Origin of the sequence: Bacterioplanoides sp. (assembly GCF_965219715.1) — a bacterium.
In the GTDB taxonomy this organism is placed as follows: domain Bacteria; phylum Pseudomonadota; class Gammaproteobacteria; order Pseudomonadales; family Oceanobacteraceae; genus Bacterioplanoides.
Genome location: NZ_OZ244785.1, coordinates 2,743,319 through 2,769,747 on the forward strand (window position 1 = coordinate 2,743,319; position 26,429 = coordinate 2,769,747).

Annotated in this window: 25 protein-coding genes and 4 tRNA genes; 5 read left to right on the top strand and 24 right to left on the bottom strand. The window is 49.4% G+C overall.

All coding sequences use genetic code 11. The annotated features are described in order from the left end of the window. Window positions 1–7: 7 nt before the first annotated feature. From rpoB to ACOQOZ_RS13085, 18 genes are all read right to left on the bottom strand, one after another. Window positions 8–4,081 (bottom strand): DNA-directed RNA polymerase subunit beta, encoded by a 4,074-nt coding sequence (gene rpoB, locus ACOQOZ_RS13000; protein WP_420588583.1) that lies wholly within the window; start codon window positions 4,079–4,081, stop codon window positions 8–10. A gap of 207 nt (window positions 4,082–4,288) precedes the next feature. Then, a complete protein-coding gene (gene rplL / locus ACOQOZ_RS13005) occupies window positions 4,289–4,660 on the bottom strand; it encodes a 50S ribosomal protein L7/L12 (protein ID WP_420588584.1) in 372 nt (123 codons plus the stop codon). Between the two features lie 82 nt (window positions 4,661–4,742). Further along, window positions 4,743–5,237 (bottom strand): 50S ribosomal protein L10, encoded by a 495-nt coding sequence (rplJ, locus tag ACOQOZ_RS13010; protein WP_255858389.1) that lies wholly within the window; start codon window positions 5,235–5,237, stop codon window positions 4,743–4,745. Window positions 5,238–5,464: 227 nt separating this feature from the next. Beyond that, window positions 5,465–6,160, bottom strand: a complete 696-nt coding sequence (rplA, locus tag ACOQOZ_RS13015) for a 50S ribosomal protein L1 (protein WP_420588585.1) — start codon at window positions 6,158–6,160, stop codon at window positions 5,465–5,467. Continuing rightward, window positions 6,160–6,594, bottom strand: coding sequence for a 50S ribosomal protein L11 (gene rplK, locus ACOQOZ_RS13020; RefSeq protein WP_420588586.1), 435 nt, complete (start codon window positions 6,592–6,594; stop codon window positions 6,160–6,162). The genes rplA and rplK overlap by 1 nt, the downstream gene beginning before the upstream one ends. 77 nt (window positions 6,595–6,671) lie before the next feature. Then, window positions 6,672–7,208, bottom strand: coding sequence for a transcription termination/antitermination protein NusG (gene nusG / locus ACOQOZ_RS13025; protein ID WP_420588587.1), 537 nt, complete (start codon window positions 7,206–7,208; stop codon window positions 6,672–6,674). Window positions 7,209–7,219: 11 nt separating this feature from the next. Next, window positions 7,220–7,615, bottom strand: a complete 396-nt coding sequence (gene secE / locus ACOQOZ_RS13030; RefSeq protein WP_420588588.1) for a preprotein translocase subunit SecE — start codon at window positions 7,613–7,615, stop codon at window positions 7,220–7,222. Window positions 7,616–7,666: 51 nt separating this feature from the next. Continuing rightward, window positions 7,667–7,742 (bottom strand) — tRNA-Trp (locus ACOQOZ_RS13035). A gap of 201 nt (window positions 7,743–7,943) precedes the next feature. Continuing rightward, window positions 7,944–9,167, bottom strand: a complete 1,224-nt coding sequence (gene tuf / locus ACOQOZ_RS13040; protein WP_420588580.1) for an elongation factor Tu — start codon at window positions 9,165–9,167, stop codon at window positions 7,944–7,946. 88 nt (window positions 9,168–9,255) lie between these two features. After that, window positions 9,256–9,331 (bottom strand) — tRNA-Thr (locus tag ACOQOZ_RS13045). Between the two features lie 4 nt (window positions 9,332–9,335). After that, a tRNA-Gly gene (locus ACOQOZ_RS13050) sits at window positions 9,336–9,409 on the bottom strand. Between the two features lie 73 nt (window positions 9,410–9,482). Then, window positions 9,483–9,566, bottom strand: a tRNA-Tyr gene (locus ACOQOZ_RS13055). A 60-nt stretch (window positions 9,567–9,626) separates the two neighbouring features. Then, on the bottom strand, window positions 9,627–10,325 hold the full coding sequence (locus ACOQOZ_RS13060) for an SPOR domain-containing protein (protein WP_420588589.1): 699 nt from the start codon (window positions 10,323–10,325) through the stop codon (window positions 9,627–9,629). Then, window positions 10,301–11,047, bottom strand: a complete 747-nt coding sequence (locus ACOQOZ_RS13065) for a type III pantothenate kinase (RefSeq protein WP_420588590.1) — start codon at window positions 11,045–11,047, stop codon at window positions 10,301–10,303. The genes ACOQOZ_RS13060 and ACOQOZ_RS13065 overlap by 25 nt, the downstream gene beginning before the upstream one ends. Further along, window positions 11,028–11,984, bottom strand: coding sequence for a bifunctional biotin--[acetyl-CoA-carboxylase] ligase/biotin operon repressor BirA (gene birA / locus ACOQOZ_RS13070; protein WP_420588591.1), 957 nt, complete (start codon window positions 11,982–11,984; stop codon window positions 11,028–11,030). Before birA ends, ACOQOZ_RS13065 begins: the two co-directional genes overlap by 20 nt. Before the next feature lie 155 nt (window positions 11,985–12,139). Then, the gene (locus ACOQOZ_RS13075) at window positions 12,140–14,311 is read right to left on the bottom strand and encodes a TonB-dependent receptor (protein ID WP_420588592.1); all 2,172 of its coding nucleotides are present in this window, start codon (window positions 14,309–14,311) and stop codon (window positions 12,140–12,142) included. Window positions 14,312–14,355: 44 nt separating this feature from the next. Continuing rightward, window positions 14,356–14,655 (bottom strand): hypothetical protein, encoded by a 300-nt coding sequence (locus ACOQOZ_RS13080; RefSeq protein WP_420588593.1) that lies wholly within the window; start codon window positions 14,653–14,655, stop codon window positions 14,356–14,358. A 166-nt stretch (window positions 14,656–14,821) separates the two neighbouring features. Beyond that, the gene (locus tag ACOQOZ_RS13085) at window positions 14,822–15,949 is read right to left on the bottom strand and encodes a potassium channel family protein (protein WP_420588594.1); all 1,128 of its coding nucleotides are present in this window, start codon (window positions 15,947–15,949) and stop codon (window positions 14,822–14,824) included. A 112-nt stretch (window positions 15,950–16,061) separates the two neighbouring features. Between ACOQOZ_RS13085 and ACOQOZ_RS13090 the strand changes: the two genes are divergently transcribed. The 5 genes from ACOQOZ_RS13090 to ACOQOZ_RS13110 all read left to right on the top strand — a co-directional run bounded on the left by ACOQOZ_RS13090 (window position 16,062) and on the right by ACOQOZ_RS13110 (window position 21,516). Continuing rightward, window positions 16,062–17,057, top strand: coding sequence for an adenosine kinase (locus ACOQOZ_RS13090; RefSeq protein ID WP_420588595.1), 996 nt, complete (start codon window positions 16,062–16,064; stop codon window positions 17,055–17,057). Window positions 17,058–17,199: 142 nt separating this feature from the next. Continuing rightward, the gene (locus ACOQOZ_RS13095) at window positions 17,200–19,044 is read left to right on the top strand and encodes a Na/Pi cotransporter family protein (RefSeq protein ID WP_420588596.1); all 1,845 of its coding nucleotides are present in this window, start codon (window positions 17,200–17,202) and stop codon (window positions 19,042–19,044) included. Continuing rightward, window positions 19,022–19,273 carry a hypothetical protein gene (locus ACOQOZ_RS13100; RefSeq protein ID WP_420588597.1) on the top strand — a complete coding sequence of 84 codons (252 nt, stop codon included), beginning with the start codon at window positions 19,022–19,024 and terminating at the stop codon, window positions 19,271–19,273. Before ACOQOZ_RS13095 ends, ACOQOZ_RS13100 begins: the two co-directional genes overlap by 23 nt. Before the next feature lie 233 nt (window positions 19,274–19,506). Further along, window positions 19,507–20,445, top strand: coding sequence for a hypothetical protein (locus ACOQOZ_RS13105; protein ID WP_420588598.1), 939 nt, complete (start codon window positions 19,507–19,509; stop codon window positions 20,443–20,445). A 75-nt stretch (window positions 20,446–20,520) separates the two neighbouring features. Continuing rightward, complete coding sequence (locus ACOQOZ_RS13110) at window positions 20,521–21,516, top strand: TPR end-of-group domain-containing protein (RefSeq protein ID WP_420588599.1); 996 nt, start codon at window positions 20,521–20,523, stop codon at window positions 21,514–21,516. 3 nt (window positions 21,517–21,519) lie between these two features. On the opposite strand, the gene hemW is transcribed toward ACOQOZ_RS13110, so the two are convergent. The 6 genes from hemW to metX form a co-directional block, all read right to left on the bottom strand. Beyond that, window positions 21,520–22,662, bottom strand: coding sequence for a radical SAM family heme chaperone HemW (hemW, locus tag ACOQOZ_RS13115; protein ID WP_420588600.1), 1,143 nt, complete (start codon window positions 22,660–22,662; stop codon window positions 21,520–21,522). 12 nt (window positions 22,663–22,674) lie between these two features. Continuing rightward, window positions 22,675–23,259 (bottom strand): hypothetical protein, encoded by a 585-nt coding sequence (locus ACOQOZ_RS13120; protein ID WP_420588601.1) that lies wholly within the window; start codon window positions 23,257–23,259, stop codon window positions 22,675–22,677. A gap of 24 nt (window positions 23,260–23,283) precedes the next feature. Next, on the bottom strand, window positions 23,284–23,904 hold the full coding sequence (gene rdgB / locus ACOQOZ_RS13125) for an RdgB/HAM1 family non-canonical purine NTP pyrophosphatase (RefSeq protein ID WP_420588602.1): 621 nt from the start codon (window positions 23,902–23,904) through the stop codon (window positions 23,284–23,286). 168 nt (window positions 23,905–24,072) lie between these two features. Then, on the bottom strand, window positions 24,073–24,522 hold the full coding sequence (locus ACOQOZ_RS13130; RefSeq protein WP_420588603.1) for a DUF4426 domain-containing protein: 450 nt from the start codon (window positions 24,520–24,522) through the stop codon (window positions 24,073–24,075). A 10-nt stretch (window positions 24,523–24,532) separates the two neighbouring features. Beyond that, a complete protein-coding gene (gene metW, locus ACOQOZ_RS13135; protein WP_420592418.1) occupies window positions 24,533–25,126 on the bottom strand; it encodes a methionine biosynthesis protein MetW in 594 nt (197 codons plus the stop codon). A gap of 20 nt (window positions 25,127–25,146) precedes the next feature. Beyond that, window positions 25,147–26,319, bottom strand: coding sequence for a homoserine O-succinyltransferase MetX (gene metX, locus ACOQOZ_RS13140; protein ID WP_420588604.1), 1,173 nt, complete (start codon window positions 26,317–26,319; stop codon window positions 25,147–25,149). Window positions 26,320–26,429: the final 110 nt, after the last annotated feature.

A 26,429-nucleotide genomic window follows, 5' to 3' on the forward strand; every position in this document is an offset into this window, starting at 1 on the left:
CACGCCCTTATTCGTTTTCCAGTTCGATGTCGATACCCAGGGAACGGATCTCTTTAACCAATACGTTAAAGGATTCCGGCATCCCGGCTTCCATACGGTGGTCGCCATCAACGATGTTTTTATACATCTTGGTACGACCAGCCACGTCATCCGACTTAACAGTCAGCATTTCCTGCAGGGTGTATGCAGCACCGTATGCTTCCAGTGCCCACACTTCCATCTCACCGAAGCGCTGACCACCAAACTGTGCCTTACCACCCAGCGGCTGCTGAGTAACCAGGCTGTAAGAACCAGTAGAACGCGCGTGCATCTTGTCGTCTACCAGGTGGTTCAGTTTCAGCATGTACATGTAACCCACGGTTACCGGACGATCGAAGGCTTCACCGGTACGACCGTCGAACAGAGTAACCTGACCGGAGTCCGGGATATCTGCCAGACGCAACATACGCTTGATTTCGCTTTCTTTAGCACCGTCAAACGCAGGAGTTGCCATAGGCACACCCTTACGCAGGTTGTTGGCCAGCTCCATGATTTCAGCATCAGAGAAGCTGTCCAGATCTTCGATACGGCCGTCACCACCGTTGTAGATCTCGTTCAGCAATTCACGCATCTTAGCGATTTCCTGCTGTTCTTTGATCATACGGTCGATCTTAACGCCCAGGCCTTTAGCGGCCATGCCTAAGTGAGTCTCCATGATCTGACCCACGTTCATACGCGACGGTACACCCAGCGGGTTCAGCACGATATCAACCGGCTCACCGTTAGCGTCGTATGGCATATCTTCGATTGGCTTGATCGCAGAGATAACACCTTTGTTACCGTGACGACCTGCCATCTTGTCACCCGGCTGGATCTTACGTTTGATTGCCAGGTAAACCTTAACAATCTTCAGTACGCCAGGAGCCAGGTCATCGCCGGTTTGCAGCTTACGCTTCTTATCTTCGAACTTGTCGTCCAGTTCTTTGCGACGATCAACCAGAGATTGTTCCGCTTTTTCCAGAACCTCTACCAGAGACTCTTCCTGTGGACGGATCTTGAACCAATCGTCGCCCGCCAGGTTTTGCAGGTATTCTTCAGTTAATACCGCGCCTTTCGCTAAACCAGGAGCTGCGTTAACAGTCTGGCCAACCAGAGCACGTTGCAGACGCTCGTAGGTAGCGCCCTGAACAATACGCATCTCTTCGTTCAGATCTTTACGGATTTCGTCCAGCTGAGACTGTTCGATTTCCAGTGCACGTGCGTCTTTTTCAACGCCGTCACGGGTAAATACCTGTACGTCGATAACCGTACCAGTAGTACCGGTCTTAACACGCAGAGAGGTGTCTTTAACGTCAGAGGCTTTTTCACCGAAGATCGCACGCAGCAGTTTTTCTTCCGGAGTCAGCTGGGTTTCACCTTTAGGTGTTACCTTACCAACCAGGATATCGCCCGGCTTAACTTCAGCACCGATATAAACGATACCGGACTCGTCCAGCTTGTTCAGCGCAGACTCACCAACGTTTGGAATATCGGAAGTCACTTCTTCAGCACCCAGCTTGGTATCACGTGCCACACAGGTCAGTTCCTGAATGTGGATAGTGGTTAAGCGGTCTTCCTGAGCAACACGCTCAGACAACAGGATGGAATCCTCGAAGTTGTAACCGTTCCAAGGCATGAACGCCAGACGCAGGTTCTGACCCAGAGCCAGTTCACCCAGGTCAACGGATGGGCCGTCAGCCATGATGTCGCCGCGATTAATGATATCGCCGGCTTTTACCAGAGGCTTCTGGTTAATACAGGTGTTCTGGTTAGAACGGGTGTATTTGGTCAGGTTGTAGATATCCACACCGGCTTCGCCAGCCATGGTTTCTTCATCACGAACCTTAACCACGATACGGGATGCATCCACAGAGTCGATTACACCACCACGCTTAGCAACCACACACACACCGGAGTCAGCTGCTACCGCGCGCTCAATACCGGTACCTACGAAAGGCTTCTCGGACTTCAGCGTTGGTACAGCCTGACGCTGCATGTTCGATCCCATCAATGCACGGTTAGCATCGTCGTGTTCCAGGAATGGAATCAGGGAAGCAGCAATCGATACAACCTGACGTGCAGAAACGTCCATCAGGGTTACATTGTCCGGAGACATTACCGTGGTGTCGTTCTTATGACGTACAGAAATCAGATCACCTTGCAGACGACCTTCTTCGTCAGTTGGTACCGACGCCTGTGCAATAACGTAGTCGGCTTCTTCAATCGCAGATACGTAGATAATTTCGTCGGTAACAACGCCGTTGTTCACTTTACGGTATGGGGATTCGAGGAAACCGTATTCGTTCGTACGGGCGTATGTTGCCAGCGAGTTAATCAGACCAATGTTTGGACCTTCAGGGGTCTCAATCGGACATACACGACCGTAGTGAGTGTTGTGTACGTCACGTACTTCGAAGCCAGCACGCTCACGGGTCAGACCACCAGGGCCTAATGCAGAAATACGACGCTTGTGAGTTACCTCAGACAGCGGGTTGTTCTGGTCCATAAACTGAGACAGCTGGGAAGAACCGAAGAATTCTTTAACAGCAGCAGCAACCGGCTTAGCGTTGATCAGATCTTGAGGCATCAGACCTTCAGATTCCGCCATCGACAGACGCTCACGTACTGCACGCTCAACACGTACTAAACCTACGCGGAACTGGTTCTCGGCCATTTCACCAACAGAACGGATACGACGGTTACCCAGGTGATCGATATCATCCACCACACCTTTACCGTTACGGATCTCGATCAGAGTACGCAGTACTTCAATGATGTCGCCTTTATCCAGAACGCCAGCACCCAGAATTTCCTCACGACCGATGCGGCGGTTGAACTTCATACGACCTACCGCAGACAGATCATAACGCTCGTCAGTGAAGAACAGGTTTTCGAACAGCGCTTCCGCAGATTCTTTGGTTGGCGGCTCGCCAGGACGCATCATGCGGTAAATTTCTACCAGAGCTTCCAGCTGGTTGCTGGTTGGGTCGGTACGCAGGGTATCCGACAGGAACGGACCACAGTCCAGCTCATTGGTGTAAATCGTTTCAAAGGCATCAATACCAGCTTCAGCAATGGTAGCCAGCAGTTCAGCAGAAATCTCAGCGTTGGCTGGCGCCAGTACTTCACCGGTACGACCATCAACGATGTCTTTAGCAATCGCTTTGCCCAGCAGGTATTCAGCCGGAACCTGCAGCTCTTCAACGCCGGCTTTTTCCAGCTGACGGATATGGCGCGCAGTAATACGACGACCGCTTTCAACGATTACATTGCTGTCGTTATCCATAATATCGAATGCGGCAGTTTCACCACGCAGACGATTAGGAATCAGTTTCAGCAGTGCACCGTCAGCCGTCAGACGGTAGCTGTCGTTCTCGAAGAACTCAGACAGAATTTCTTCCGTGCTGTAGCCCAGTGCACGCAGCAGGATAGACGCAGGCAACTTACGACGACGGTCAATACGTACGTAAACCAGATCTTTAGGATCGAATTCGAAGTCCAGCCAGGAACCACGGTAAGGAATAACACGTGCGTTATACAGCAGCTTACCGGAAGAGTGAGTCTTACCCTTATCGTGATCGAAGAATACACCCGGAGAACGGTGTAACTGGGATACGATCACACGTTCGGTACCATTAACAATGAAAGTACCGTTGTCAGTCATCAGAGGCATTTCACCCATGTAGACTTCTTGTTCTTTAATATCTTTGATGGCTTTGGTGGAAGATTCTTTATCGTAAATAATTAAACGAACCTTCACACGCAGCGGCGCCGCGTAAGTTACGCCACGCAGCATACATTCTTTTTCATCAAACGTAGGTGTACCCAGGCGGTAGCTTACGTATTCAAGCGCTGCATTCCCGGAATAGCTTACGATTGGGAAAACAGATTTAAATGCAGCATGTAAACCAAGATCGATACGATCTTCTGCGTTAGCTCCCTGTTGCAGGAACTTGCGATAAGAGTCGATTTGAATGGCCAGAAGGTATGGCACATCCATGACATTCGGCAGTTTACCGAAATCCTTTCGGATACGTTTTTTCTCAGTATATGAGTAAGCCATCAGTTATCCCCGGACTGTTGCCCCGATTGGGTCGTCATTGGACCTATGTACAAGCATCAGCTTGCCAAATTGAGCCAGCAAAGGCTGGAAAATCTCGCACCTTTTTATGAAAAGGCATAACGCGAAAAGGCTGACGGGTAGAACCCGCCAGCCAATCGCCGCATCAGACTTTAATGCGACAGTAACGGCATTGCAACAATGCGCAAATTACTTAACTTCAACAACTGCGCCAGCTGCTTCCAGCTCTGCTTTAGCTGCTTCAGCGTCTTCTTTAGATACGCCTTCTTTAACAGCAGCAGGAGCGCCGTCAACGATAGCTTTAGCTTCTTTCAGACCCAGACCAGTCAGACCGCGAACAGCTTTGATCACGTTAACTTTCTTGTCGCCTGCAGCGCTCAGGATTACGTCGAATTCAGTTTGCTCTTCAGCAGCGTCAGCACCGCCAGCAGCAGGACCAGCAGCTACAGCAGCAGCAGCGGATACACCGAATTTTTCTTCCATCGCTTCGATCAGCTCAACAACGTCTTTTACAGACATTTCAGCTACAGCATTGATGATATCTTCTTTTGTCAGAGACATGAGACAATTCCTAAATTTAAAGGAGCTTTCAAATAGCTCGTTAAATTACTGAAGAAGTTGCTAGGACTTTTTAAAAAGTCGATTAAGCAGCTTCTGATTCTTTTTGGTCGCGGATAGCAGCAATGGTACGTACCAGCTTGCCAGCGGATGCTTCTTTCATAACGCTCATCAGTTTCGCGATAGCTTCGTCGTATGTTGGCAGGCTTGCCAGCATCGCTACGTCTACCACTTCACCTTCGAAGGCACCAGCCTTAACTTCAAACGCGTCGTTACCTTTAGCAAACTCTTTAAAAATACGAGCTGCTGCACCTGGGTGCTCAGTGTTGAATGCGATTAAAGTAGGGCCTTTGAACGAGTCGGTTAAACACTCGTAATCAGTACCTTCAACAGCACGACGTGCCAGAGTGTTACGGACAACTTTCATCCAAACACCAGCTTCACGTGCTTCTTTACGTAGAGCGGTCATGGCTTCTACTGTTACGCCACGAGAGTCGGCAACAACAGCAGAAAGAGCACCTTGAGCTGCTTCCTGGACTTCGGCGACAATCGCCTTCTTATCTTCGAGTCCTAAGGCCACGATTAACTCCTACAAGTTAAATTGAGCTCTTACGAGCCAGTCTCGGTGTGACAATTCAGAATTCTGAAGGGGCCACACACCATCTACGCAGGTTAGTTATTAAGTTCTGAAATCTGGTTTAGAAAACCGGGAGTTTCTTCACACCTGCGGTCTTTGATAGCTACCGCCGGAACAACTCTGCAAAACAGAATCCAGCGATAACCCCAAAGATGATTTTGACCTTCTGCTTAGATGTCCAGAGCAGAATGATCAACAGTCAAGCCAGGACCCATAGTCGTAGACAGAGTCACTTTCTTCATGAATACGCCTTTGGCGGAAGAAGGCTTGGCTTTTTTCAGATCAGCCAGCAATGCAGTCAGGTTTTCTTTCAGTGCGTCAGCAGTGAAATCAACTTTACCGATTGTGGTGTGAATAATACCGTTCTTGTCGTTACGGTAACGAACCTGACCCGCTTTTGCGTTCTTAACCGCAGTAGCAACATCTGGAGTTACAGTACCAACTTTCGGGTTTGGCATCAGGCCACGTGGACCCAGAACCTGACCCAGCTGACCAACAACACGCATTGCGTCAGGAGAAGCGATCACTACGTCGTAGTTCAGATCACCTTCTTTCATTTTTGCAGCCAGCTCATCCATGCCAACTTCGTCTGCGCCAGCTTCTTTAGCAGCGTCAGCGTTAGCACCCTGAGTGAACACAGCAACACGCATAGTTTTACCAGTACCGTTTGGCAGTACAGTAGAGCTACGAACGTTTTGGTCAGATTTACGCGCGTCGATGCCCAGGTTTACAGCAACATCAACGGACTCTTTGAATTTTACAGCAGGCAGAGCAGCCAGAACTTCTACTGCTTCTTCTACAGAGTAAACTTTGCCAGCTTCTACTTTTTCAGCAATCAGCTTTTGGCGCTTAGTCAGCTTAGCCATTATTCAACACCTTCCACATTCAGACCCATTGCACGAGCAGAACCTGCGATAGTACGCACAGCTGCGTCCATATCAGCAGCAGTCAGGTCTTTAGCCTTAACTTCTGCAATCTCTTCCAGCTGAGCACGGGTAACAGTACCCACTTTCTCAGTGTTTGGACGACCAGAACCACTCTTGATGCCCGCTGCTTTTTTCAGCAGGAAAGACGCCGGTGGAGTTTTCAGTTCAAATGAGAAACTACGGTCGTTGTATACAGAGATGATTACAGGAACTGGTGCGCCTGCTTCCAGACCTTGAGTCTGAGCGTTGAACGCTTTACAGAATTCCATAATGTTCAGACCGTGCTGACCCAGAGCTGGACCAACTGGTGGGCTTGGGTTTGCTTTACCCGCACCAACTTGCAGCTTGATATAAGCTTCGACTTTCTTAGCCATGATTTACTCCAAATGGGTATAACGCCTTACGGCTTCCCGACCAGCTCCAATAAGAAGCCAGCCATTTAGTTGCATTCTTACGCGGATTTTTCGACCTGAGTAAACTCAAGCTCAACCGGCGTAGAACGACCGAAAATTGTAACAGCAACCTGCAGGCGGGATTTTTCGTAATCCACACCTTCAACCACACCATTAAAGTCGGCGAATGGGCCGTCAATAACACGAACCACTTCACCTGGCTCGTAGATGGTTTTATGCGTAGGACGCTCTGCACCATCCTGAACACGTTGCAAAATGGCATCCGCTTCACGTTCAGTGATTGGCGCTGGCTTATCAGCAGTTCCGCCGATAAAACCCATAACACGCGGAGTCTGTTTAACCAGATGCCACGTATCATCATTCATATCCATTTGCACAAGTACGTAGCCCGGATAGAACTTACGCTCACTCTTGCGCTTTTTACCTTCACGAACCTCAACCACTTCTTCGGTTGGAACCAGAACCTCACCAAACTGGTCCTGCATATCGTGCAATTCAATACGTTCTTTTAACGTGTTCTGCACACGCTTCTCGTAACCTGAGTAGGCGTGTACCACATACCAGCGCATTGCCATATTGTCTTACCTCAGCCTACGATCAGAGAAACCAACCAACCCAGCAGAGTATCCAAACCCCACAGAATCAGTGCCATCACAAAAACAACCACAACCACAATCATCGTGGTTTGCGTTGTCTCCTGGCGCGTTGGCCATACAACCTTACGACGCTCAATATTGGCTTCCTTCAACAACTGCATAAAAGCCTGGCCTTTTACAGTTGTCACAGCGATGCCCGCAGACACCAGCATCAATACAACGACACCTAATACGCGAAACAGCAGTGGTAATTCTTCACCATTCGCTTCCTGGTACAAACCAGGAGCCATGTAATTACCCACCACAGCAGCGGCAAAAAAGGCAATCACCAACAGCCACTTAACAATATCCAGCGGCGAACTATTTGCTTTGCTTTCGGTACTCATCACTATTCCCTGAAGCCAAAAAAGGCAGCCGAAGCTGCCATTTAGGAATGTTGGCAGGCCAGGAGGGACTCGAACCCCCGACATTCGGTTTTGGAAACCGACGCTCTACCAATTGAACTACTGGCCTAAAGTCACTTAATTAGGGCGCCGAAGTATACGGCAGATCCCTCATTAATCAAGTCTTTCACCTTGATTTCTCAAGATTTTTTCACCCTTTTCGCTAAAAGCGCCAAGAGCCGGTCAAAAACGACCTTCTATTCTTTGCAAACATTCATTCGGAGTGGTCACAATCGCAACCACTCCAGAGTGATTTCTCACTCAGCTGTTATTACTCAACGATAGAAGCAACAACACCAGCACCTACAGTACGGCCGCCTTCACGGATTGCGAAACGCAGACCTTCGTCCATCGCAATCGGAGCGATCAGAGTAACTTCCAGAGTTACGTTATCGCCTGGCATTACCATTTCAACACCTTCTGGCAGCTCAACAGCACCCGTTACGTCAGTAGTACGGAAGTAGAACTGTGGACGGTAGCCTTTGAAGAATGGCGTGTGACGGCCACCTTCGTCTTTACCCAGTACGTATACTTCAGACTTGAACTTGGTGTGAGGAGTGATAGAACCCGGCTTAGCCAGAACCTGACCACGCTCAACTTCGTCACGCTTAGTACCACGCAGCAGAACACCAACGTTCTCGCCTGCACGGCCTTCGTCCAGAATCTTACGGAACATCTCTACACCAGTACAGGTAGTAGTAGTGGTCTCTTTGATACCAACGATCGCAACTTCTTCACCAGTATTGATGATGCCGCGCTCAACACGACCAGTTACAACAGTACCACGACCCTGAATAGAGAATACGTCTTCGATTGGCATAATGAAATCGCCGTCGATCGCACGCTCTGGCTCTGGGATGTACTCGTCCAGAGTTTCTACCAGCTTCTTAACAGCAGTAGTACCCATTTCGTTGTCGTCTTCGCCGTTCAGAGCCATCAGAGCAGAACCTGGGATGATTGGCGTGTCGTCACCTGGGAAGTCGTATTCAGACAGCAGGTCACGCAGTTCCATTTCAACCAGTTCCAGCATCTCTGCGTATTCTTCAGAGTCTGCGCCACCGCAGTCTTCAGCCAGCAGGTCAGCTTTGTTCAGGAATACCACGATGTACGGTACACCAACCTGACGAGACAGCAGGATGTGCTCACGAGTCTGAGGCATTGGGCCGTCAGTAGAACCACATACCAGGATAGCGCCGTCCATCTGAGCAGCACCAGTGATCATGTTCTTAACATAATCCGCGTGTCCCGGGCAGTCTACGTGTGCGTAGTGACGGCTTGGGGATTCGTATTCAACGTGAGAAGTCGAGATGGTGATACCACGCTCACGCTCTTCTGGTGCGTTATCGATACCTTCGAATGCAACCAGTTCGCCGCCCCATACTTCCGCACATACGCGGGTCAGTGCTGCGGTCAGAGTGGTTTTACCATGGTCAACGTGACCGATGGTGCCTACGTTTACGTGCGGTTTGGAGCGCTCAAACGTTTCCTTTGCCATGACTCATTTCTCTTTAGTTGAGGTTTAACAATTTCTTTTTCACATACACAAAAAGGCAGACCAATGGTCTACCTTTTTGAATAAATAATGGTGCTGATAGGCAGATTCGAACTGCCGACCTCATCCTTACCAAGGATGCGCTCTACCGACTGAGCTATATCAGCAAACTGGAGCGGGTAGCGGGAATCGAACCCGCATCATTAGCTTGGAAGGCTAAGGTTCTACCATTGAACTATACCCGCAACACAACAGGTAGTTTCAATGACCAAGCCTACCTGCTTGCTCCAATAGCCGTTCCGACAGCTATCAAAATATTGGTGGTGGGGGCTGGATTCGAACCAGCGAAGCTTTCGCGTCAGATTTACAGTCTGATCCCTTTGGCCGCTCGGGAACCCCACCGAAGTGGCGCGTACTATATGGTCGATACGCATACCTGTCAACAATTTTTTTACTTATTTTTTATCGACTTAACTCAGAAAGTTGATTCGCCGGTGAATGACCGCAGGCAGCCAGCTGCCAATCAATTGCATCATCCCCTGCACGGATGCGCTCACGCATTTTTTCATTCAGCTGAGATACCTGGGCAATCTCGACCCAAAACTCTCTCTTCGACTGGTGCATGATTTTAATCTCAACCGGAATATCAAAACCTTCCACCTTCTTTTGTAAGCCGGTTGCTGAGTTCTTATTGCGGAATAATCCCAGCGATACCCCTTCCGCTAACTCACCCTGCGTGATGATGTACGAATCGATTTTCCGCTTTTGCAGCTCTTTCAGAATGCGCAGCGCTTCTGAACGGGTCGCTCTTGGTGGCACATGCACCCAATATTCCGATGGTTTATCAGTGGCAATATCCACCGCTTTGATAATTCCGTCGAGACCCAATGCCTCGGCGCGGGCCACCAGGTGACGTGCATCTATCTCATCAGCGTAAGGTCCGGCGACGTAACAACTTGGCGCACGAACCTGACCTTCACCTGCCTGCTCAACCACAGCCACCAGCGGCTGCTCCAACTCAGAGATCAGCTGTATGTGCCTGCTGCTGTCAGAAACTTCGAACTCAGCGATCATGGGTGTCTGCTCCAGAGTCTGCTGCTGCCAGAACACGGCCAGCAACAACAGATTGGCAAACACTAGGGCAAAAAAGATCCAGCGCATAAGGATTCCATACCATCAAAAACTAAATTTGGCGCAAACTGTATTTCTACATCAGCCATGCCACTCAGCTCCAATTCACGGGCGAGCCATTCCCCATCACCACCACAAATAAACACTTTGAACTGTGGGTAGTCTGCAATCACTGAAGAAACCAGCATCAGTAGCTGGCGCTTTACTCCGGATGACACACAACTGAGCGTATCCTGACCCGGACCAGCATGACTGGCATCTTCTTCATCCTGATAAGGATTCACCCTCTGGGTTTGCTGGAACAACGCCTGCTGAGCAAGCTGCAAACCAGGGACAATCCAGCCACCGAGATGTTGCTGCTGTTTATTCAGCAAATCAAGCGTCACCGCAGTTCCGGCATCCACCACCAGCAAGTCATCCGCCCAATGGTGCGCAGCACCGAGCATTGCCAACCAACGATCAACGCCAAGGCGCTGACTATCCTGGTAACAATGTTGAAACGCCGGATAGTCTTTTACCGGGGTTGCCAGCCAAACCAGTCGGTCGCCAAACTGATGCTCCAAAGCCTGCTTTAACCGCGGCTGATCCCGAACACTGGCAACAAGTACCCTGGCTATTTCAAAAGGCCACTGCAGCGCGGTAAACGCATTATGATCGCAACTGCCAGTCAACCACTGACCCTTATTGCGATACCCCCATTTAATCCGGGTATTACCGATATCTATAAACAGGTCATTCGACGGGGCGGACACTGATCTCTCCGGCCGTAATCACTTCCATACCTTTATCAGTGTGCAGCAACAATTCGCCTTTGCGATTAACGCCCTTTACCACGCCACTCTTCTCATTGCCCGGACTGATAATACGAACTTCCTTACCCTGATAAATATCGCGCTTCGACCAGTACTCCTGGTACGCGGCAAAGCCCTGCTTCTGAAACTCATCCAGTGCCACCAGCAACTCATTAATCAAAACACCAGCAACCTGATTGCGCGACAACTCCGGACGAATTTGTTTTAACGCTGCCCAGGGCTGGCCAATATCGGCAGCATCTTCATCACTCAAAGCCAGATTAAGCCCAATGCCAATCACCACCTGACAGTGACTGTTGTATTCACCAGTCACCTCGAGAAGAATGCCAGCAAGCTTTTTACCATCGGCATAAATATCATTCGGCCACTTCAGGCCAATGCCATCGATTCCCAATTTAACCAGCGCTTTTTCCACTGCAACGGCTGTTACCAGACTCAGGCCTTCGAGCGCAGCAATGCCACCGGAAAAAGAAGCCAACAGAGATAAATAGATATTTTTGCCAAACGGACTGACCCATTGCCGACCACGGCGGCCTCGCCCTGCGGCCTGCTTTTCAGCGAGCACGGCGTAGCGCTTGCCCATGTGATCAGAGGCTTTATTAAACAGGTAGGAGTTGGTGGAATCGACATCCAGCAGTATGTCGAGAATATCGAGACGCTGATTGATATGGCCACGCACAGATTCATCATCCAGCAGCTCAATCGCATCGTGCAGGCGGTAACCTTTACCTTTGACCGATGAATAAGGGATATCCAGCTCGTCGAGCTTTTTCAGCTGCTTCCACACAGCCGCACGACTCACTCCCAGCTTTTCGCCAAGCTCTTCACCTGAATGAAACTGACCGTCCGCCAGTTGCGCTAATAATTTATTTAACATGGTTACCTCCTCCTGCCCGTCAATCGACGAGAGTTCAAACTATAACAGAAGCAGACAACCGGAGAAGACGCCAGAAGTTAACTGATTCAACTTCCGGCGTATGAATGGTGAGTCCGGCTGACCCGTCAGATCAGCCGCACACATTTTGGTATCGATCAGAAAGTAGCGTTAAACGCTAACTTAAAGCCACGACCAGGCTGAGCCACCTGATTTTTGACGAAGGAAGTGTGGTAACGGATGTCTTCGTTCAGCAGGTTGGAACCAATAAGGTCGATACGATATTGCGCGTTACTGGTATCGATGCGATAGCTGATGCCAGCATTCAGCTGATTGTAAGAATCGGTTTCGATTTCTTTTAACGCAGTACCGTCATTAGCACGACCAAAAGTTGCCAGACGATCCTGCTTAGCCACCAGCATATGCTGTACGAAACCACCCCAGTTAAGTGAGGCAAAGTTCACACCCAGGCCGATACGATCAGCAGGCATACGTGGTAAATAATCGCCATTATCCAGCTTGCCACGCACGGTATCACCCATCGCAGTCAGCTGCCAGAAGCCAGCCAGTTCGTAAGCCAGCTGAAATTCAGCACCCGTCAGTGTCGCTTTATCCTGCTGGAAACGATAAGCCTGCAGCTCTTCAACTTCTAACAAGGCGCCGTTCTGGACCACCGCATTCTGGAAGATAAAGTCATCTATCTGATTGCGATACACACTGAGCGAGCCAGTCACCAGGCCTGTGGTTTTGCGCAGCGACAGATCCACATTCAGAGCTTTCTCTTCTTTCAGGTCAGGGTTACCGATGTCGTAACTCAGGGTTGATTCGTGCGCACCACACGAGAACAACTCTTCTGTAGCAGGCGCTCGTTTGGCAGAAGTTAACGCACCGGCCAGCTGCCAGGCATCAGTCAGCTGATAAATCGCACCGGCCGACAGGCTGACATTAGAAAAATCTTTATCTTTAACATCATTAATGGCGAAACCACATTGCGCTGCAACGCTACCAGGCTTCTCCGGATTGTAAGATACAGAATCGTAACGAGCGCCCAATTCCAGAGTCAGCTGTTGCCATTGTTTTTCTCCCAGCCAAAACAATGCAGCATCCTGACTGTCCGTTTTTGGCACCAGGGCTTCGCCGCCAATGGCTGAGAATTCTTTCAGCGTCAGCTGACTGCCAACAACGTGCTGCAAACCGGCAAATTCATCCAACACCAGCTCCAGACGCAGATCCTGCGACTTGTTTTTAAAGGTGGTTGGTGAATGCTCTTCGTGTTCTTCCTCTTCCTGCTCTTCTTCAGAGTGAACTTCTTCATGGCCTTCGGTGTGCTCGTAATCCGTCAGCGCCAGACGAGCGCTCAGAGATTTTGCACCCGCAAACGGGCTGGCGACTAACGCATCAAGGTCAACCCGGGTCTGCTCCAGGTCGACGCGTGCCGGGCCTTCTTCTTCGTGGTGCTCTTCTTCAGCCCCCGCTTCTTCACCTTCATGCTCCTCTTCAGCATGACCATGACCCGGCAAACCAAACTTGGCTTCCATACGGCTCACTGCGATACCGACATGGCCACCATCACCAAGCTCGTAACTTGCACCCAGAGATAACGAACGGTTGTGATCAATATCGCTGTTTTCCTGGCGCTTACCTTCGGCTTTGTGTTGCTCAATTTCACCATTATCTTCGCGGTGAATTTCGCCGGCATCGGATGGGATACGGTAGTCGTCACTGGATATCTGCGAGGCATTTACATGCCAATGCAGTGCATCTTTTTTGCCTTCATGCTGCAGCGCGATTTCTTTGCCGTCGTTCACGCTGTTAACACCCAGACGCACCTGAGTTTCAGAACCATCATGTTCGTCTGCATGCGGAACGCGATCATCCACCACGTTAACCACACCACCAAATGCACCATTGCCGTACAGCAAAGTCGCCGGGCCGCGCAGTACTTCAATTTGTTTGGCGCCGTGAGTATGCACAGCTACCGCGTGGTCAGGACTCACCGTGGAAGCGTCAACAGCCTCCATACCGGATTGCAATACCTTAACCCGGGCACCACCTAAACCACGGATCACCGGACGACCAACAGCTGCACCAAAGCTGGAGCTGCTGACACCGGGTTGTTGCGACAGGGTTTCCCCAAGCGATTCGGCCCGCTGGCGATCCAGTTGTTCACCGGTAAGCACTAAAGATGGCTGAATCAGTTCGTGTTGGTGTTGATTGCCCGGAGTGGCAGTTACCTCGATGGTGTCGAGTTCAGTTTCAGCCTGAGCAGTAACAGACAGGGTAAAGAAAGGCGCAGCGACTACCGCCAGCGCTAATAAACGAATACGCATGATTAATTTTCCCGCATGGGTTTTGTGTTTGGCTTTGTTATTTATTAGTAGTTATAGGTAGAAGCCATTTGCGGCGGGGCACGCGCACCCACTCCCGCCGTAACACGTCGCGGAGCGGCAAAAGTAAGTAAAACAGAGGGAGCCAGATCAATAATCAGCGCTGGCAAGGCAATCAGCAGTGGCGGCAGCAGACTGTTTGGATCAACCGCCTGAAGACAATATTCGCACTGCTCTGCCAGATGTTGATGGGCCAGTTGCTCATGCAAACTCTGGGCGCTGGCGAGCAGTACCAACAAGGTACTGAACAGCAGAGCTAACCAGGATGTACGACGGCGAAGTGGCATACCAACTCGAAATCTTAACGTTATAAGATTACAAATAGTGTCACTTCGATAACTCAGAGTAAAGCCTAAGACAGGCCAGACCAGCTGGCTCAACCTGTCATTCCATTGGCACCGTGAATTTCCATTACCGCAGAGAATCAGGGCAAGGAGCTGTCAGGGTCGACAGTCAGACCAGGTCTTTCATCTCTTTATTAAAATGAATTTCAATCGCTCGCTGCACATCACGCACGCAAGAGTCTTTCTCGGTGTGCACCAGCATAATCAGCGACTGAGCATGTACATGGTGATCGCCATCCGGGTGGGTCACTACCTGGCCATCTTTAGTAACGTAAGCCAGTGGCGTACCAACGTTGGCCTGAACCACAGCATTCACCACATCTGCCCAGCGTTCGCCCTCCAGCCACACCGGGAAACGCACCGTATGATCGTTGGCGTGAGTAAACATATCTTCGATAACCTGCTCGGCACCAGGAGCAACCATGGCACGAACAATAATCTCCGGATAAGAACGGATGGGCCGCAGAATCACCGGAATATCCAGTTCACGCAGGCGCTCACGGTTAGCATCATCAACACATTCAATCATCACCTTGTGATTGATGTGCAGCGAATACAGCCGGTGAGCAATATCGAAACTGTAGCTGTCACTGTCAGTGGAGTATTCATCCCGGGCCAGCACCACAATATGCCTGGCGCGCTCTGCCCCTGCCCGCTTCAGATCATCCGGGCGACTGGCCAGACCAGTCACATGCACCACCCCAAGCTGACGCAGGCTATCGGGTAAGCCATCAGCAAACTCCTGATTCAACAACATAATCGGGGTTTCCGGGTATTCACCACTCTCACGAATCTGACTGATCAGCCGCAGAAAATAGGCCTCACGGTTATATTTCGGCGAATTAATAATCAGAATGTGATCGGCCATATTCCAGTCCCAGTGTCCGGTGCGAATACGCTCTCTCCGCGCAATGCGGTAATCGACGTAGTCACTGATAAGAAAGGTCATCAAAGTAATGCCGCAAACGTACATCAGTACGATGGTCGCCAGCTGCCCCAATGGAGTTGAGGCTGACAAGTCGCCATAGCCAACCGTAGTAATGGTGGTTAAGGTCACCCAAATCGCCGACCAGGCAGACATTTCTTCCAGCCATACCATGGCAAAAATATGCAGCGTAACGAAGCTCAAAAGGATCAGAGCCGTCCGCACGACCGCGCGACGAATATTATCGTCGGTCTGGTACACCGCATGGCGTACACGCTGATGATGGCGGATAAAACGGGTTACTTTATTCATGGCGCCATCATAACAGTCAGGCAATATCTGAACAGTCAAAGTCATCAGAACTTGATCTGCCTACCCATAGCGATAAACTGCCCGCCCAAATAAACCAAGAATGAGAACATCCATGGCATACCACATTTATGGCATCGGCAACGCACTGGTCGACAAAGAGTTTGAAGTTACCGATGAGTTTTTCGCCAAAACCGGTATCGAAAAAGGCATGATGACCCTGATCGAAGAAGATCAGCTGCACACCATGCTGGAAACCCTGAACAGCGATTACGGCCTGAAAAAACGTGCCTGTGGTGGTAGCGCAGCCAACTCCATTATTGGTGCCAGCTATTTTGGTGCAAAAACTTACTACAGCTGCAATGTGGGCAACGACGAAGCGGGAGATTTCTACATTTCCGATCTGACGGCTGCAGGTGTTGATACCAATACAGAAACCAACCGTGACGAAGGCACCACCGGCAACTGCCTGGTGATGGTGACTCCGGATGCCGAGCGCACGATGAATACCTATCTGGGTATTACCGCTGATCTGCACGAAAAGCACATCAACGAAGAAGCGCTGAAAAACTCAGAATGGGTTTATATCGAAGGTTACCTGGTGACTTCTGAAACCTCGCGCGCTGCAGCCATTAAAGTGATTCAGCTGGCGAAAAAGCACGGTGTTAAAACCGCAATGACTTTCTCTGATCCGGCCATGGTTCAGTTCTTCAAAGATGGTCTGAAAGAAATGATTGGCGAAGGCGTAGACCTGTTGTTCTGTAACGAGCAGGAAGCCATGCTGTACTCGGATACCGATAACCTGGATGACGCGATTGATGCCCTGAAAGGCATCGCTAAAACATTTGCAGTTACCCTGGGTTCCAAAGGTGCACTGGCATTCGACGGCGAACTGATGCACCCGGTAATTCCAAACCCAACCACTGCGGTAGACTCTAATGGTGCTGGCGATATGTTTGCAGGAGCATTCATGTATGCCATTACTCACGGCCATGATTTTGCGGCAGCAGGTCGTCTGGCCAGTGCAGCATCTTCTCAGGTTGTCAGCCAGTTTGGCCCTCGTCTGAACGCTGAACAGCATGAGCCGCTGAAGGCTGCTCTCGAAGCCTGATATCTGCCAGACAGATTGATCTCCAAACCCGGCACCTTAACAGGTGATCCGGGTTTCTTTTTAACTTCTAAAAACAACAACTTGCCCAATACGACGGTCAGCGCTTAACTGAAACTAAGCGTTAGAGAAAACAGGGGCCGTTTTGGATTTATTAAAGCGTCTGATTTTACCGTCTATTTTGCTGTTGCTGGCACTGGGTTTATGGAACAGCCACGAGTTTCAACAAATCGCAGCCGGCGTCGCTATTTTCTTATTTGGTATGTTATCGCTGGAACAAGGCTTTCGGGCTTTTTCCGGCGGCTTGTTAGAAAAGGCTCTTCATTACAGCACCAACCGTCTGTGGAAATCCTTAAGTTTCGGCATCATCACAACCAGCCTGATGCAATCCAGTTCGCTGGTTTCTATTCTCGCAATATCATTTTTATCCGCTGGCCTGATTAATTTATTTATGGGTCTCGGAATTATTTTCGGAGCCAATTTAGGCACAACAACCGGTGCCTGGTTAATTGCCGCCTTTGGCCTGAAAATAAAGCTGGCCAGTTATGCCATGCCGATGCTGGTATTCGGCGTTGCCCTGATGTTTCAGGACAAAAAATCGATAAAAGGCATTGGCCAGGTACTGGCGGGCATCGGATTTTTATTTCTTGGTATTCACCATATGAAGGAAGGGTTTGCCACTTTCCAGCAAGGTGTCGACCTGAGTCTGTATCAGGGCCAAGGCTGGAGCGGCCAGCTGCTTTATATCGCCATTGGTTTGGTAGCAACCGTTATTATGCAATCCAGCCACGCCACACTGGTATTAATTCTCACCGCCTTAGGCGCCGGTCATATTGCCTATCTTGATGCGCTGGCACTCGCCATCGGCGCTAACGTTGGCACCACAATCACGGCATTGCTGGGCAGTATCAGCGCCAATACCGCCGGTAAACAATTAGCCATCGGCCATTTGCTATTTAATCTGATTACCGGTGCCTTAGCGTTTTTATTATTACCGCAATTATTATTGCTGGTTGAAGGGTGTGCACGGCTGATTGGACTGGCGAACGGCGATTTCACCTTACGTCTGGCAATCTTTCATACCCTGTTTAACCTGCTTGGCATCCTTGTCATGCTGCCTCTGATGTCACGCTTGGTGAAACTGTTGCAGAGCTGGTTGCCGCCACAACAGGTCAGTATTAAACAGCCGAAATATTTAAACGACGCAGCCTTATCATCGGCGAAAGGCGCCTACAAAGTTGCACAACAGGAAAGCAGTCGCTTGTACCGCTTCAGTCGCGATACCGTAATTCGTGGAATTGGCTGGAGCAGCGCAGAGTTCCGTCAACAACGCCTGCCGGAAGCGATATCTGCTCAGCATGAAATTACCCATCACGATATTCAGCACGCCTATGATATCCGCCTGAAACAACTGCATGGCGCCATCACACGCTTTATCAGCCTGGCGCGCGACGGTGCGGGCAATAAACGCAGCGAACAACTGCGACAACTCAGTGTTGCCTGCTTCCATATGATCGAAGCTGTTAAAGATACCAAGCACATGCAGTCCAACATGCTGCGTTATTGCGATGGTGATAACCGGCACCTGGCAATGGCTTATCAACAACTGCGGGAGGAAATCGCCCGCACCGTGCTGAATCTTGATCACGCCCAGAAGAAATTCGAACAGGATCAGGACTATGACGAGTTACAGCTGGAACTGGAGCATCAGCAACTGTTGTTGCAACGACGCCATGAAGCCTATGACAACGATATAGATCATATGATCAGGCAACAGCAAATCACCCCAACCATGGCGACGTCTTTAATGAACGACAAAGAGTACGCCTTTCGCATCGGCAAAAAACTCACCAAGGCAATACGTTCGCTGGAAGGTGTTAACGTGAACCCACAATTATCTCTGGAAGACAGTGAGCTCGACGCACTGAACCAGAAACTGAAAAGTAACCGGACAGAAGGAGGCTGTGATGAAACTGATCAAACGCCTTAATCGCCTGCTGGAAAACGCCAGCGACAGCCAGCCTGTTTCCGCTAAGGAGCTGAAAAAGGTGCTTAAGAAGCTGAAGCATAAATCACAGGATTTATCTCTGCAGTTAGCCAATTGCCAGTCTGATGACGAAAAGACCGCACTGGAGGAGAAGCTGGAGATTATTCACTGTAAGCGGCAGAAAGCACTGACTCTACTGAAAGACATTAAGAACAAAGTACCAAAGAATTAGCCACGGAACCGGAGAACTGTCCATATTGCTTCCCCTCTTTGACAACCTAATCAAGGTCGTGCCTAATCCCCGCCGACTCATTCTCTGAAGACGGAGGCTCAGAGACCTCCTGCTGTTATGAAACCATCCGGCTTATTTTTCCTTGTTATTTTTCTCAGCGTTTTTCCTTTTTCATCTCAGGCGCTGAATGGCGGCATTTTTATCAACAAACGGTTAGCGGTTTTGCTGGCCCGATGGCTCCACTGGAGCTGGCTAATAACTGGAAAGGTAAGTTTCGTCGCAGCGATGATGGTGTGCTGTTTCTGCAGGGTGAATATGGCTTCCACATTGGTGGCTTTTCCATTTCCCGCATAAGACGCCTTCATGCGGAATATCATATGCCCCACTGCGCAGCGGAAATCTTTCTCAACTTCAACCGCAATATCGAACTGGATCAGCGCCTGACAACAACCGCATCGTTACAGGCAAAAGACTACCGTGGCGAAGGGGTTAAAGTTGCCTATCAATTTGATTTCTCCAATCTGAAAATCAAACCCCACATCAGCTGGCTGAAATTGCGCAGTATTATCTGGGGACGCTGGAGCGGCGAGTTCAGCTATAAAAACCGCAATGACTGGGACATCGACCTGGATATTAATTATTACTACACCGAAGATAAATTAATTCGCCGTGGTACGGATCCGGGCAATCCACTTGATCCAGGCAATGGTCGCCTGCTGACCTTGGGACTTGATCTGAGCTGGCAATGGCAGGGCTATCAGATCGATTATCAGGGTGAAAATCTCGCCGCGGAAATTGATTGGCGTGACCTGCCAGTAACCAAAGCCAAGGCCAGTACCAGCGGCCCTTTTTTTATCTTTGGTTATGAGTTTGAAGAAGATAAACGATTTACTCCGCCGGTATTTCATTTAATCCACCAAAGCTACCAACTGAATTCACAATGGGGAGTCGCGGCCCGCTCCTGGATAAATACCATTCGGCCGGATCATTCCCTGGGTGTGCAATATTATCAACCCGACTTCCGGCTCAGACTGCTGCATCAGCTGAACGGCAACGCATGGACTCTGGGCTTTGCTCATAACAACTTTTCTCTCGAGTTACAGACTGAGAGCTGGAATGTGTCCCGCAGCCGCTGGCTGGGCCTGAGCGTGGCTGCACAGCTGAATTTCTGACAACGGCGGTGTCTTCAACTTTTGTTATCGACAGTCTATCCTGAAGGCAGATTTCGTCGTTATAGAGTCCGAAGTATGACAAACACGTTCTGGCAGCAATCATTACTGCCTGCATTAAAATCTGCCCTCGCTATTTTGCTGATTATTCTGAGCAGCACAGCCGCTGTAGCCGCAGATCCATCTGCGGCTTCCAGCAGTACATTGAATCTGACGCCATCGCAGCAAGCGGCATTAGCGGCACAGCTATCCCAGGCACAACGCGATCAACTGGCACAAGAGAAGGCTGATAACCTCAACAAACAGATGTACAACCCGTTCACGGAGCTTTATATCCTCGGGGAGGTAAAAGATTTACGCCAGGAAATTGCCGATGTGCGCGTCGACCTGACGGAAAAAATTGTTGCTAAAGAGCTGACCGTGGCCGATCGCGCATTGGTCTACGCCACCGATACCATCACTTACTTTTTCTATTTATTAGCGGGAGCATCGTCACTGCTGGTGATTATTGGCTGGAACTCTCTGCGCGATGTTAAAGAGCGGGTTGGCTCATACGCTAATGAAGAGATCAGCCGGATCACCGAATCTTATGAAGAACGCTTAGCCAATCTGGAAAAAGAACTGCACCGCAAATCCCGCCATATTAAAGCGGCTCAGGATGAAATTGAGTTAACCAATGAAATTCATTCCCTGTGGTTAAAAGCCTCACAGGAAAATAGTCCACAGAATAAGATTTCTATTTATGACCAGATTCTGGCGTTACGCCCGGAAGACTTAGAAGCCTTAACCTATAAAGCAGACGCTGCGTTATTGCTGGGTCAAACCGAATGGGCAACCAGCCTGGCAAACCGTGCTCTGGAAATTGACCCTGAAAACAGCCACGCCTTTTATCAGCGGGCTTGTGCCTATGCAGAATCCGGATTTATTGAAGAAGCTTTGAGAGATTTAAACGAGGCGATTAATCGCTCCGAATCTCTCAGAATTCAGGCTGGCGAAGACGTCAGTTTCGACAGCCTGAAGGAAAATGAGCAATTTACGGAGATGGTGCTGATTCAGGAAAAAGAAGAAGATTAGCGCTTAATCGTTGAGAAATAAGGCCAGCACTTCGTTCAGATACTGCTGGCCTTTTTCTGTTGTGGTAATGCGCTTGTCAATTTTCAGCAAACCTAACTGCTGACCTTTCTGTAGCGGCCCAGCGACCGCACTCAGTGTCAGACCGGTATAAGCCTCAAACTGTTCAACCGCAATTCCCTGACGCAGTCTCAGACCATTCATCAAACACTCCAGACCAATGTCTTCCGGATCAATCGTTTGTTTACCGGCAAGGAAGTTCTTGTCCGGATTTAAATAGTCTTTTGGTAAACGGGTTTTATTGGTACGCAGAATGGTATTGGCATCTGCAAGTGTGATTTTCCCGTGAGCTCCGGCACCAATGCCGAGGTAGTCTCCAAACTGCCAGTAATTCAGATTGTGCTGCGACGCCTTACCTGGCTGACAAAATGCTGATATTTCATAATGCTCAAACCCATGTTCCGCCAATAAGCGGAACCCGGCTTCCTGAATGTCCCAAAGGGTGTCATCCTCCGGCAATACCGGCGGACGCTTATAAAATTCAGTGTTTGGTTCAATAGTCAGCTGATACCAGGACAGATGGTTCGGCTCAAAACTGAGTGCCGTTTTCAGATCATCCATCGCCTGCTCCAGAGTTTGTCCTGGCAGGCCATGCATCAGATCGAGATTAAAATTATCAAACCCGGCTTTTTTCGCTTTTTTGATCGCTTTTAATGCCTGGTCTCGATCATGTACTCGTCCCAGCTTTTGCAGATGACGGGGCTGGAAGCTCTGAATACCAATGCTTAACCGGTTGATTCCGAGTTTGCGATAATCAGAAAACTTCTTCGCCTCAAACGTCCCCGGATTAGCTTCCAGAGTAATTTCAATATCATCGGCAAAACGTAAGCGTTTTTTTAACTCACGAAACAGCTTCTCATACGCTTTAGCTGACAGCAGGCTGGGTGTGCCACCACCAAAAAAGATGCTCTTTATTTCACGCCCCTGAACCCAGGATAGATCCTGATCAAGGTCAGCAATAAGCGCCTGTACGTATTCTTTTTCCGGCAAGGTATCATCGGCTTTATGGGAGTTAAAGTCGCAATACGGGCACTTACGAATACACCAGGGAACGTGGATATAAAGGCTTAGTGGTGGCAGTTGCAGCATCCGTCATTAACCTCAGGCGACGTCAGCCGGAGCATCCTGACCCTGCTGAGCCAGATCCTGTTTTAACAAGTCTGCGCTCTCCAGCACTTTCAGAATGGAAGCAGCTTTATTTGCCCACTCATTCTTCTCGTGATTCAGGCGCATGATGTCTTTTTTCAGCTGCTCGGTTTCAGCAACAAACTGCTGCTTTTCTTCCATCAGCTGAACTTTTTCATCCTGCAGTTCGGTACGTAGCTGCTGTAACTTTTCAATATCCTGTTCCAGCTGATTACGCTCCTGCTCTGACTGCTGATGTTCCTGCTTCAGCTCGGTGTGTTCCTGCTCCAGCTGATCACGTTCATGAGTCAACTGAGTCTTCTCATGCACTAAGGCTTTTACTTCCTGAGACTTTTCTTCCAGCTGAGCACGCAGAGACAGACGCTCGGCATCACTTTCAATTAACTGGGCGTTACTGCTCGAAAGTTGCTCCTGTTTTCCTTGCAGAGCATCCTGGTTTTCCTTCAGGTCTTCCTGCAACTGCATATTTTCCAGCTGCAAATCCTCTACCGAAGAAATGGTGTTAAGAATTTTGCTTTCGAGTTGTTCTAAAATATCCAAAATAATCGTTCTGCTTCTTCAAACTTATAACTTGATGTTTTTAATCAGTTGCTGCATCGCAATGCCGCGGTGAGAAATGCGGTTTTTATGTTCTTTAGACAGCTCCGCCGCCGTACAGTTTTCACTTTCTACAAAAAACAGCGGATCGTAACCAAAGCCTTCATTACCTTCCGGGTTAACAACAATACGGCCTTCCCAGCTACCCTGAAATACCTGCGGTGTTGGATCTTCAGCATGACGCATATATACCAGCACACACTGGAATCGTGCGCTGCGTTCTGCTTGTGGAACATCCGCTAATGCCTGTAATAGCATAGCGTTATTCGCCGCATCACCACTTTCACTTCCCTGATAACCAGCGCGTGATGCATAACGTGCACTGTAAATACCCGGCGCTCCCTGAATCGCATCCACTTCAATACCGGAGTCATCAGCCAGCGCTGGCAAACCCGTTTGGCGGGCGGCATTGCGGGCTTTGATAATGGCATTTTCAACAAAGCTCAAACCATTCTCTTCCGCTTCTTCGACATTAAATTCGTTCTGCGGAATCACTTCGATTTTTTCATTCGCGAAATGGCTGGAAAACATCGCTGAGAATTCGCGTAATTTGCCAGCATTACCACTGGCGATCACTATTTTTTTCATATTATTACACTGAGCACACAACAGCATTCCTGTATTTATTTTCTGACGCGCGGTAAATACTTCCATGTACGCTCGGCCGCCGCATCCATGCGGCAGACGGCCAGAAAACAAATACAGGAACACTATTGTTGATTGTCATCTGACACCGAAACTTCGGCGCTTGAGGGGTTATTCTTCGTAAAAACGCTGACTGAACTTCACATCATAGGTACGCGTCTGACCGTCAGGCGTTGCTTGCAGTGAGATGTTGTACATATCACCGTCGTCGAAACGGAAAGTGCTGATGTAGTAAACCGCATTGGTTTCTTTAATTTCTTTAAATTCCAGCGTTTTTGACTGGCCAATTAAATTACGCAGCTGGCCTTCCACCTTGCCACTAACCGGCGAAGCCAATTCACCTTTACCACCTTTTTTCAGGATCGAAATACTCAGGTAACCCAGCGCACCGGAACGGGTAATACCGTAGGCTTCCGCCACATCGGGTGTCAGGAAGGTAGAGTTCAGGCCAATATAGTGAACTTCATAATCGCCAAACACCTGCTTCTGCTCTCCGCGATCAAGGGCGAAGCTCATGGATGAAATCAGGGTTAACACAGCCAGTAGAAATGTTCTCATCATGTTATCTCCGTTAGCGTCGGGTAATGTGGTAAACCGCGATCTCTCCTAGCATGGCTGGCCAGAGACGAATCGTCCAGTGTTGTTTATGCTGATCATCAACCACGGTTTTATTAAGAATTTTAATACCTTTCTCACGGCAAAGAATCTCAAAATCCTTAAACGTACACATATGAATGTTCGGCGTGTCATACCAGTTGTATGGCAGAGTTTCTGACATAGGCATACGGCCTTTCAGCATCAGATAAAAACGGGTGCGCCAGTAACCGAAGTTAGGGAAAGTAACAATCGCTTCGTTACCGATGCGCAACATCTCATCCAGCAATAAATCCGGGCGCTCAACGGCCTGCAGCGCCTGAGTCATAATAACGGTATCGATGCTGTTATCTTCGAAGTTACGCAGGCCATTATCCAGATCCTGCTCAATGACGTTTACACCATTACGAATGCAGGCCGTAATGTTATCCGGGTTAATTTCCAGACCATAACCGCGTACATTTTTATGGCGCTGCAGATATTGCAGTAACGTTCCCTGGCCACAACCCAAGTCCAGTACCTGGCTGCCAGGTTTAACACCACGCTGAATTAATGCGTGATCGTCTCGCAGCAGTTCGCTTGTTGCTGTTGTCATGACGCCACTCCTGTCTCAGATAAAGCCGGAATATCACAGGCAACACGTTCCATGTAAGCCGAAAAGATATCCAGGTAACGTGGAATCGGCAGCAAAAATGCATCGTGACCGTTATCAGATTCGATGCAGGCATAGCTGACGTTTTTGTCGGCATGAATTAATGCATCCACAATTTCCTGCGATCGTTCCGGAGAGAAACGCCAGTCGGTGGTAAATGACATCACCATAAAATCGCATTGTGCATTGCTCAGGCATTTCACCAGATCATTGTCGTAATCGGCAGCCGGATCAAAATAATCCAGCGCTTTGGTCATCAACATGTAGGTGTTGGCATCAAACCGGGTGGAGAATTTTTCACCCTGATAATGCAGATAACTTTCCACCTGAAATTCCGGTGCAAAACTGTAATTCAGTTTGCCTTCTTTTAATTCCCGGCCGAATTTCTGTTTCATCGCATCATCAGACAGATAAGTCAGATGTCCAAGCATACGCGCCTGCATTAAACCGGTTTTCGGAATGGTGTTATGTGCTGCGTAGTTGCCGTCGTGGAACTCCGGATCTTTGGCAATCGCCTGGCGTGCCACTTCGTTAAAGGCAATATTCTGCGCCGATAACTTAGGTGCTGAGGCAATTACCACCGCATGGCGTAAACGTTCAGGAAATTGAATCGACCAGCGTAAAACCTGCATTCCGCCTAAGCTGCCACCAACAACCGCTGCCCATTGCTGAATGCCTAAGACATCAGCTAAACGTGCCTGGGAGTTAACCCAGTCACGGACGGCGACAATCGGAAATTCCGGCCCGTATTCCTTGCCCGTCTCGGGATTGATACTGGTCGGCCCGGATGATCCCGAACAGCCCCCCAGATTATTCAGCGCCACCACAAAAAAGCGGTTGGTATCGATGGCCTTACCCGGACCAATCGCACTGTCCCACCAGCCTGGCTTTTTGTCGTCCATGCTGTGATAACCGGCGGCATGATGATCGCCACTTAAGGCATGGCAAATCAGAATGGCGTTGGAGTGATCTGCATTCAGCTCACCATAGGTTTCGTACACCAGGTCGTAGCTCGGCAACACCCGGCCACTGCGCAATGTCAGCGGCTGATCAAAGTGATGTACCTGAGGCGTAACCAGGCCAACAGAATCGTTGGGGATTTGTTCCGGCATGACAGTGGAATCCGTTACAGGAAGTGCAAAACACCTGATTTTATCAGGCCCACCCGCTGTTGTAGAGGGCGTCGGTGGTTTGCGGGTTGATACCATTGCCAACAGCTGAC

Excerpts from the sequence above, each read along its gene's own strand:
- birA (WP_420588591.1), bottom strand. The coding sequence starts at position 11,984 with ATGTTAAATAAATTATTAGCGCAACTGGCGGACGGTCAGTTTCATTCA.
- secE (WP_420588588.1), bottom strand. The coding sequence starts at position 7,615 with ATGAGTACCGAAAGCAAAGCAAATAGTTCGCCGCTGGATATTGTTAAG.
- ACOQOZ_RS13105 (WP_420588598.1), top strand. The coding sequence starts at position 19,507 with ATGGCTCCACTGGAGCTGGCTAATAACTGGAAAGGTAAGTTTCGTCGC.
- rplL (WP_420588584.1), bottom strand. The coding sequence starts at position 4,660 with ATGTCTCTGACAAAAGAAGATATCATCAATGCTGTAGCTGAAATGTCT.
- hemW (WP_420588600.1), bottom strand. The coding sequence starts at position 22,662 with ATGCTGCAACTGCCACCACTAAGCCTTTATATCCACGTTCCCTGGTGT.
- ACOQOZ_RS13060 (WP_420588589.1), bottom strand. The coding sequence starts at position 10,325 with ATGCGCTGGATCTTTTTTGCCCTAGTGTTTGCCAATCTGTTGTTGCTG.
- ACOQOZ_RS13130 (WP_420588603.1), bottom strand. The coding sequence starts at position 24,522 with ATGATGAGAACATTTCTACTGGCTGTGTTAACCCTGATTTCATCCATG.
- ACOQOZ_RS13085 (WP_420588594.1), bottom strand. The coding sequence starts at position 15,949 with ATGAATAAAGTAACCCGTTTTATCCGCCATCATCAGCGTGTACGCCAT.
- ACOQOZ_RS13100 (WP_420588597.1), top strand. The coding sequence starts at position 19,022 with ATGAAACTGATCAAACGCCTTAATCGCCTGCTGGAAAACGCCAGCGAC.
- rdgB (WP_420588602.1), bottom strand. The coding sequence starts at position 23,904 with ATGAAAAAAATAGTGATCGCCAGTGGTAATGCTGGCAAATTACGCGAA.
- nusG (WP_420588587.1), bottom strand. The coding sequence starts at position 7,208 with ATGGCAATGCGCTGGTATGTGGTACACGCCTACTCAGGTTACGAGAAG.
- tuf (WP_420588580.1), bottom strand. The coding sequence starts at position 9,167 with ATGGCAAAGGAAACGTTTGAGCGCTCCAAACCGCACGTAAACGTAGGC.
- rpoB (WP_420588583.1), bottom strand. The coding sequence starts at position 4,081 with ATGGCTTACTCATATACTGAGAAAAAACGTATCCGAAAGGATTTCGGT.
- ACOQOZ_RS13090 (WP_420588595.1), top strand. The coding sequence starts at position 16,062 with ATGGCATACCACATTTATGGCATCGGCAACGCACTGGTCGACAAAGAG.
- rplK (WP_420588586.1), bottom strand. The coding sequence starts at position 6,594 with ATGGCTAAGAAAGTCGAAGCTTATATCAAGCTGCAAGTTGGTGCGGGT.
- ACOQOZ_RS13075 (WP_420588592.1), bottom strand. The coding sequence starts at position 14,311 with ATGCGTATTCGTTTATTAGCGCTGGCGGTAGTCGCTGCGCCTTTCTTT.
- ACOQOZ_RS13110 (WP_420588599.1), top strand. The coding sequence starts at position 20,521 with ATGACAAACACGTTCTGGCAGCAATCATTACTGCCTGCATTAAAATCT.
- metX (WP_420588604.1), bottom strand. The coding sequence starts at position 26,319 with ATGCCGGAACAAATCCCCAACGATTCTGTTGGCCTGGTTACGCCTCAG.
- ACOQOZ_RS13080 (WP_420588593.1), bottom strand. The coding sequence starts at position 14,655 with ATGCCACTTCGCCGTCGTACATCCTGGTTAGCTCTGCTGTTCAGTACC.
- rplA (WP_420588585.1), bottom strand. The coding sequence starts at position 6,160 with ATGGCTAAGCTGACTAAGCGCCAAAAGCTGATTGCTGAAAAAGTAGAA.